6 protein-coding genes are annotated in these 6,259 nt (G+C 64.0%); 2 read left to right on the plus strand and 4 right to left on the minus strand.

Annotation, left to right across the window (positions count from 1 at the left end; all coding sequences use genetic code 11):
• Window positions 1-150: 150 nt before the first annotated feature.
• Together ACREB7_RS08215 and ACREB7_RS08220 are read right to left on the minus strand one after the other, a co-directional pair.
• The gene (locus ACREB7_RS08215) at window positions 151-1,713 is read right to left on the minus strand and encodes a phytoene desaturase (protein WP_431591783.1); all 1,563 of its coding nucleotides are present in this window, start codon (window positions 1,711-1,713) and stop codon (window positions 151-153) included.
• Window positions 1,710-2,753 carry an NAD(P)/FAD-dependent oxidoreductase gene (locus ACREB7_RS08220; protein ID WP_431591784.1) on the minus strand — a complete coding sequence of 348 codons (1,044 nt, stop codon included), beginning with the start codon at window positions 2,751-2,753 and terminating at the stop codon, window positions 1,710-1,712. The genes ACREB7_RS08215 and ACREB7_RS08220 overlap by 4 nt, the downstream gene beginning before the upstream one ends.
• 103 nt (window positions 2,754-2,856) lie before the next feature.
• Between ACREB7_RS08220 and ACREB7_RS08225 the strand changes: the two genes are divergently transcribed.
• Window positions 2,857-3,444: a PAS domain-containing protein gene (locus ACREB7_RS08225; protein WP_431591785.1), complete on the plus strand. Its 588-nt coding sequence runs from the start codon at window positions 2,857-2,859 to the stop codon at window positions 3,442-3,444.
• A 101-nt stretch (window positions 3,445-3,545) separates the two neighbouring features.
• Window positions 3,546-4,271, plus strand: a complete 726-nt coding sequence (locus ACREB7_RS08230) for an SDR family NAD(P)-dependent oxidoreductase (protein ID WP_431591786.1) — start codon at window positions 3,546-3,548, stop codon at window positions 4,269-4,271.
• A gap of 129 nt (window positions 4,272-4,400) precedes the next feature.
• Here ACREB7_RS08230 and ACREB7_RS08235 read toward each other — a convergent pair whose 3' ends face one another.
• The gene (locus tag ACREB7_RS08235) at window positions 4,401-5,228 is read right to left on the minus strand and encodes a DUF5681 domain-containing protein (RefSeq protein ID WP_431591787.1); all 828 of its coding nucleotides are present in this window, start codon (window positions 5,226-5,228) and stop codon (window positions 4,401-4,403) included.
• Window positions 5,225-6,259, minus strand: a 1,035-nt coding sequence (locus tag ACREB7_RS08240) for a DNA-methyltransferase (protein ID WP_431591788.1), incomplete at its 5' end; no start/stop codon positions are given. The genes ACREB7_RS08235 and ACREB7_RS08240, both read right to left, overlap by 4 nt.

Raw genomic sequence — 6,259 nt, forward strand, 5'->3', positions numbered from 1 at the left:
GCTTTGCGAGCGCGAGCGCGAGCAAGGGGAAGGTTGGGCGGTGCGAAGTGGCGTCGCACCGCCCGGCGATGAGCAATCACCGCCCCCCCGCCGCGGCCAGACGTGGGTCGCAAGGCACTGGCCGCCGGCAGAACCGGAAATTCGGTGCGATCAGCCGGGCATGACATCTCCTGCCGCGTCATCGCGCCCGGAGAATATTCGGTGGCGCGCACCCGGGTCGCGGGAGGCCGCGATCTCGACCCCAAAGTCGCCGAGAATGAGGCTCGCCGTCGCCTTCGCGCTCGCAACGACCCCCGGAATACCCGCGCCGGGATGCGTGCCCGCGCCGGTAAAATAGAGGTTCTCGATGCGCGCGTCGCGGTTGTGCCCCCGAAAATAGGCGCTCTGCAGCAGCGTGGGCGTGAGGCTGAAGGCGCTGCCGAGATGCGCGGCGAGATCCTGTTCGAAGTCCGGCGGTTCATATTGGATTTGCGTGACGATCCGCTCGCCAAGGTCCGGGATCAGGCGCCGTTCGATCTCGGCGATGATACGCTTCGCCAATTTGGGCCCTTCGACCTCCCAGTCGAGCGAGGCGTGGCCGCGATGGGGAACCGGCGCAAGCGCGTAAAAGCTGCTGTGGCCCGCGGGGGCCACGCCCGGATCGCTTGCGCTCGGGTGATGAAGGTAAAGCGAGAAATCCTCGGCGAGGGTGCCGTTCCGATAGATGTCGTCGAGAAGCCCGCGGTAGCGCGGACCGAACAATATCATATGATGGGGTATTTCGGGGAAGGTACCGCGAACCCCCAGATGGAGGACGAAGAGGCTCGGCGACCAGCTCTTGCGCGCAAGGCGCTTCGCCTCGCGCTTGCCGCGCGGATGCGCGAGCAGGTCGCGGTAGCTGTGCATGAGATCGGCGTTCGAGGCGACAAGATCGGCGCGTGCGGTAAACCCGCTCCGCGTCACGATGCCCGTCACCCGGTCGCCCTTAGTTTCGATGCGGGCGACGGGATCGCCAAGCCTCAGCGTACCGCCGAGACGCGCGAACAGCGCGGCCATGCCGGCGACGAGCCGATTGGTGCCGCCGCGCGCATACCAGACGCCGCCATCCTGCTCGAGTTTGTGGATGAGCGCATAGATGCTGCTCGTCGCCATCGGGTTGCCGCCAACAAGCAAGGTGTGGAAGGATAGAGCCTCGCGCAGCTTCTCGCTCCGAACATAGCTCGCGACGGTTTTATAGACCGAGCGCCAGGCACGGTGCCGCAAAAGAGCGGGTGCCGCCTTCAGCATCGAGCGGAAATCGAGGAAGGGCACGGCGCCGAGCTTCACATAGCCTTCCTCGTAAACCGACGCGGAATAGCGAAGAAATCGCTCATATCCCGCCACATCGGCGGGATCGAGCGCGGCGATCTGACGGGCGAGCGCCTCCTTGTCATTGCCATAATCGAAGGTCGATCCGTCGGGCCAGCTCAGCCGATAAAAGGGCGACACCGGGACGAGGTCGACATCGCGCTCGAGCCGCTGGCCGCTCAGCTCCCAGAGCTCGGCGAGGCAGGCCGGGTCGGTGATCACCGTCGGCCCGGCATCGAAGGTGAAACCATCCTTCTCGAAGACATAGGCGCGGCCGCCCGGGCGGTCGCGCGCTTCGACGAGCAGCGTATCGAGGCCCGCCGACTGGAGCCGGATGGCGAGGGCGAGGCCGCCGATGCCGGCTCCGATTACGATCGCGCGCATCATCGCGGCGCCTCTGCCGCAATCGCCGCGCCGAGTACATGGCCCGACAGCCACGCATATTCGGCAAAGCCGTGATAGAGCCAGTCGCCGCAGGCGCCGAGACCAATGGCAGGGTTCCAGAGCAGCTTCAGATCCTGTCCCGAGGGCTGCGAGAATAGCCAGCGATGGGCCGCGATATGGCTTGGGGTGGGCAAGTCGCGTCCGGCGATCTTGCCAAGTTCGGCGAGAAGCGCTGGCGCCACGCTCGCGCCGTCGCAGGCGAGATGTGCCTCCGACCAAGTCCAGTCGGCTTGCACGACCCACCGCTCGCCCGGCGCGCGGCCGGGCTTCGCGCTGTCGCGCGCAGCGGTCACAAGCGAGCCGGCGCCGCGGAGGAAATCGGGAAGCTCCTCGATCCGCTCATCGAAGACGAACATCGCGGTCCAGCAGGGATTGTAGCGCACCGCCATGGCCGCGCGCGCCATCTCGAAATCGTGAAGCGACAGAAGCGGCGCTGCCTGCTCGGCGGGGATGGCGATCACCGCCGCATCATATTTGCCGAGCCGTTTTGCCTCGCTGTGGAGCGTCCAGCCCGCGGGCGATTTGGTCAGGGCTGTGACCGGTCGCGACAGGCGGACATCGAGATCGTCCGCGAGAGCTTTGAGCGGCGTGGTCATGGTCGGCGTGCCGACCCAGCTGTCCGCGCCGGCCGCTGGCCAACGCGCGGCGAGGCCTGCCTTCTCCCACGCTGCTACGAGCCTGGTAAAGCCTTCCGAGCGTGCCGTGAAATGCGTTGCGCCATGATCGAATGCGACCTCGGGATTGCCCGGATTGGCGCGGCGGGTCGCGAGGCGGCCGCCGATGCCGTGGGATTTGTCAAAGAGTGTCGCCTCCAGCCCTGCATCGCGCAGCCGCCTGGCGCAGGCGAGCCCCGCAATACCCGCTCCGATGATCGCAACCCGCATCAGACCATGGCCTCGCGGTCGCCAAGTGGGCTCGCACGATGTCCTACGGCCGCCCGTAAACATGACTGTGCCGTCAATCTGCAGGGCGCCATGCGCCATTTTTTCCGGTTCGTCGCAATTGTCATCGACGCAGGCTTGCATGAGCGAGGGGAAGTGTCGCAACATGTCCCTTGGGGCACCCAGGGGAGAGCAGGCAGATACTATGTCATTGAAGACAATGATCGCGGCCAGCCCGATCGCCGCGGTGATCAGCGACCCGCGCCTACCTGACAATCCGATCGTCGAGTGCAACGCTGCCTTCTCGGCGCTCACCGGCTATGGGCCGGACGAAATCCTTGGGCGCAATTGCCGCTTTCTCTCCGGGCCGGATACCGAACCTGAACTGACCGAGACCTTGCGGGCCGCCATCCGGGAGCAGAGGCCGGCGCTCGTCGAGATCCTCAATTACCGGAAAGACGGGACGCCCTTCCGCAATGCCGTGCTGGTGGCGCCAATCTTTGGCCCCGGCGGCAATCTCGAATATTTTCTCGGCTCGCAGATCGAAGTCGACGAGGCTGGAGACGCCGTTGGGGGAAGGAGCGCGCGAGCGCGCGCGCAGATCGAGGCGCTTTCGCCGCGGCAGCGCGAAGTGCTGAAGCTGATGGCGAGCGGACAGCTCAACAAGCAGATTGCCTTCACGCTTTCGCTGTCGGAGCGGACGATTAAGATGCACCGCGCTGCTCTACTTCGTGCGCTCGGCGTCGAGACCACGGCCGATGCAATCCGGCTCGCGGTCGAGGCCGGCTTCTAGGCATCCGATCTACCTTCCCTTTGAGGCATATGGGATATCGAGCCGCGGCGGATTAAAGCCTCCCGAAGCCGGACCGGCTTTGTGGCCGTGAGGAGAGGCATTTGAACGGCAAGCGCGCCTTGGTGATCGGAAGCGGCGGTGGCATCGGCGCCGCGCTTGTCGATCAGCTGGCAGCGTCTGGTCAATTTGACCGCATCTATGCCGGGAACAGGCGGCCCCATTCGGCGCGCCATTCCAAAGTGACAAGACTGTCGATCGACATATTGGACGACGAAACGCTTGCCGAGGCAGGTCGCCAGATTGCCCAAGATGGCGCTCTCGACCTGTTGATCGTGGCGACCGGGATCCTGCATCGCGGCACGGGCATCCGCCCTGAAAAAAGTCTTCGGCAGCTCGACACGTCGGTGATGGCAGAGGTTTTTGCGATCAACAGCATTGGGCCCGCTCTCGTCGCGAAGCATTTTCTTCCTCTGCTCGCCCGGAGGCAACGCGCGGTCGCTATATTTCTCTCTGCTCGCGTTGGTTCGATTGCGGATAACAGACTTGGCGGATGGCACAGCTACCGCGCTTCCAAGGCGGCGCTCAATGCTCTGGTGCGATGCTTCGCGATAGAGCTCGGCCGCAGCAATCCCGAAGCAATCGTCGCGGCACTGCACCCCGGGACTGTCGACACGCCGCTCTCGGAGCCGTTTCAGGCGCGAGTAGCTGAATCATCGCTCTTTAGTGCGGATAAAAGCGCGATGCACATCCTGGCCGTCATCGACCAGCTATCGCCGATGGATAGCGGCGGGTTCTTCGGCTGGGATGGAAGGCCTATCCCGTATTGACGAGCCAGCAGGCGCTTCAAGAGTCTCCGCCTCTTTGCCTGTCCGCTTTAGCGAGCATTGTGCCAGAAGCAGACCGACGGCAATCGGCCACGAACTGCCGTAGACCACGTTTCGTCTGTAGCCGATGCGTCAATCGCCGACAAAATCCTTGCGCATGGCCTTGTTCCTGCGGAACTCCTCAAGCGTCTTGCCCTGACGGGATGCGCCTTCGGCGTATGAGCGGTCGGTCAGTCTGCGCTTGTGGCGTTCTGGCAAGCTGTCGTTGAGCAGATCGAACATGCGCTGCTCGAAGTGCCACTCCTCCAGATACTGCGCCTTGAGCCGGTCGTCGCGGCATCGACGATATTTGCTTGCAAAATAGGTAACGCTTTCCTGCGCGTCGTCCATGCGCGCGAACCGGTGATCCCAGAACTCCTTCTCCTGGTCGTCGGCAGGACCTTCGATATCAACGGTCCCCTTGCGAAGGTTGAGGATGACGTGGTCGGGATGCGGTACAGGATCTGGCTCGTCGATGTTGAACTGCCGCCGGCGTTTCAGCTCGGCGGTCCACCGCCTCTTGTACTCGATCATGGTGTCGAGAAGCTGCAACTGGCCTTCGTGCCGCTTCGCTTCGATGGCGCGCACCATGTCGGCGAGCTGCTTCTGGGCGAGCCGGCTCCCTTTCATCGCCGATATCGCCAGCGCGCGCGTCGATGCCTGGATCGCCGGCAATTCGATCATCCGATCGCCCTCGCGGATGGATACCAGCCGATACGCTTCCTCCAGCACAAGGCCATCGGTCGGCTGGTGGGACGGATTGAAAGAAGGCTTGGACTGGCGGGACTTCTTCGGCCGACCTCTCGGATTGCCGGACTGCCCCTTCTGGAACCGGTGTTCGACCGGTGGCTGGCAATAACCCACGGTGGCAGGGACAAGGGCAGTGGACAGGGTCTTGCTGTCCCGGTCCTCGCCGCTCATTCGGCGGCCTCCGTCGCGGCGGTCAGGCGCGCGTCGGCAACATCCTCAAAGCAGGCCCCGCCTTCCGCGAGCGTTGCTCGTTTCCCGGTAAGCTGCTCCCAGCGACGGACGATGGTGTCGCAGTAGATGGGGTCATATTCGATGAGACGAGCGCTGCGCCCGGTCTTCTCGGCCGCAATCAGCGTGGACCCCGATCCGCCGAAAGCATCGAGGATGATCTCGCCGCGCCGCGAGCAGTCGCGGATTGCGTCGGCAATGAGGGCGACCGGCTTGACCGTCGGGTGCATCGCCAGCTCGTCGCTGCGGTTCGCACTGATGCTGCTGATGCCGGCATAGTCCCATATGTTGGTTCGATAGCGGCCGGTCTCGCCAAGGCCGAAGCTGTTCGTGTGCTCGGCGCTCCCCTGCTTGAACACGAAGATCAGCTCGTGCTTCGAGCGATAGAAGGCACCCATGCCGCCATTGGTCTTGTTCCACACGACAAGGTTCTTGAGTTCGGTGAACGCCGACCGTCCCGCCGTGAGCAGTTCGCCCATATGGCGCCAGTCCATGCACACGAATGCGATAGCGCCGTCGCGCATCACGCTGCTCATGTTGCCCAGTGTCTCGGTGAGAAAGCCCACGAACTGATCTTCACTCATCTCGCCGGTCGCCATCGCGAAGTCGCGATGCTTGACCGATCCCAGGCCGCAGACATTGCCGTCGATCTTCACATTGTACGGCGGATCGGTGAACACCATGTCGGCGCGCTCATTCTGCATCAGCAGCGCCAGGTGATCCGATCGACGCGCATCGCCGCACAGCAAGCGGTGGCGACCGAGCAGCCAGAGGTCACCCATCAAGCTCACAGGCGGTCCTGCCATCTCGGGAACATGATCCTCGGGTTCATCTGATCCATCCGGGTTGCTGTCCCCGGCCTCGTCGAGGACAAGATCAACCTCGGCCAGGCTGAACCCCGTCAGCTCGACGTCGAAGTCGAGGTCGATCAGGCCCTGCAACTCGATCGAGAGGATTTCCTTGTCCCAGCCCTG

Origin of the sequence: Sphingopyxis sp. (assembly GCF_050725615.1) — a bacterium.
Taxonomy (GTDB): domain Bacteria; phylum Pseudomonadota; class Alphaproteobacteria; order Sphingomonadales; family Sphingomonadaceae; genus Sphingopyxis.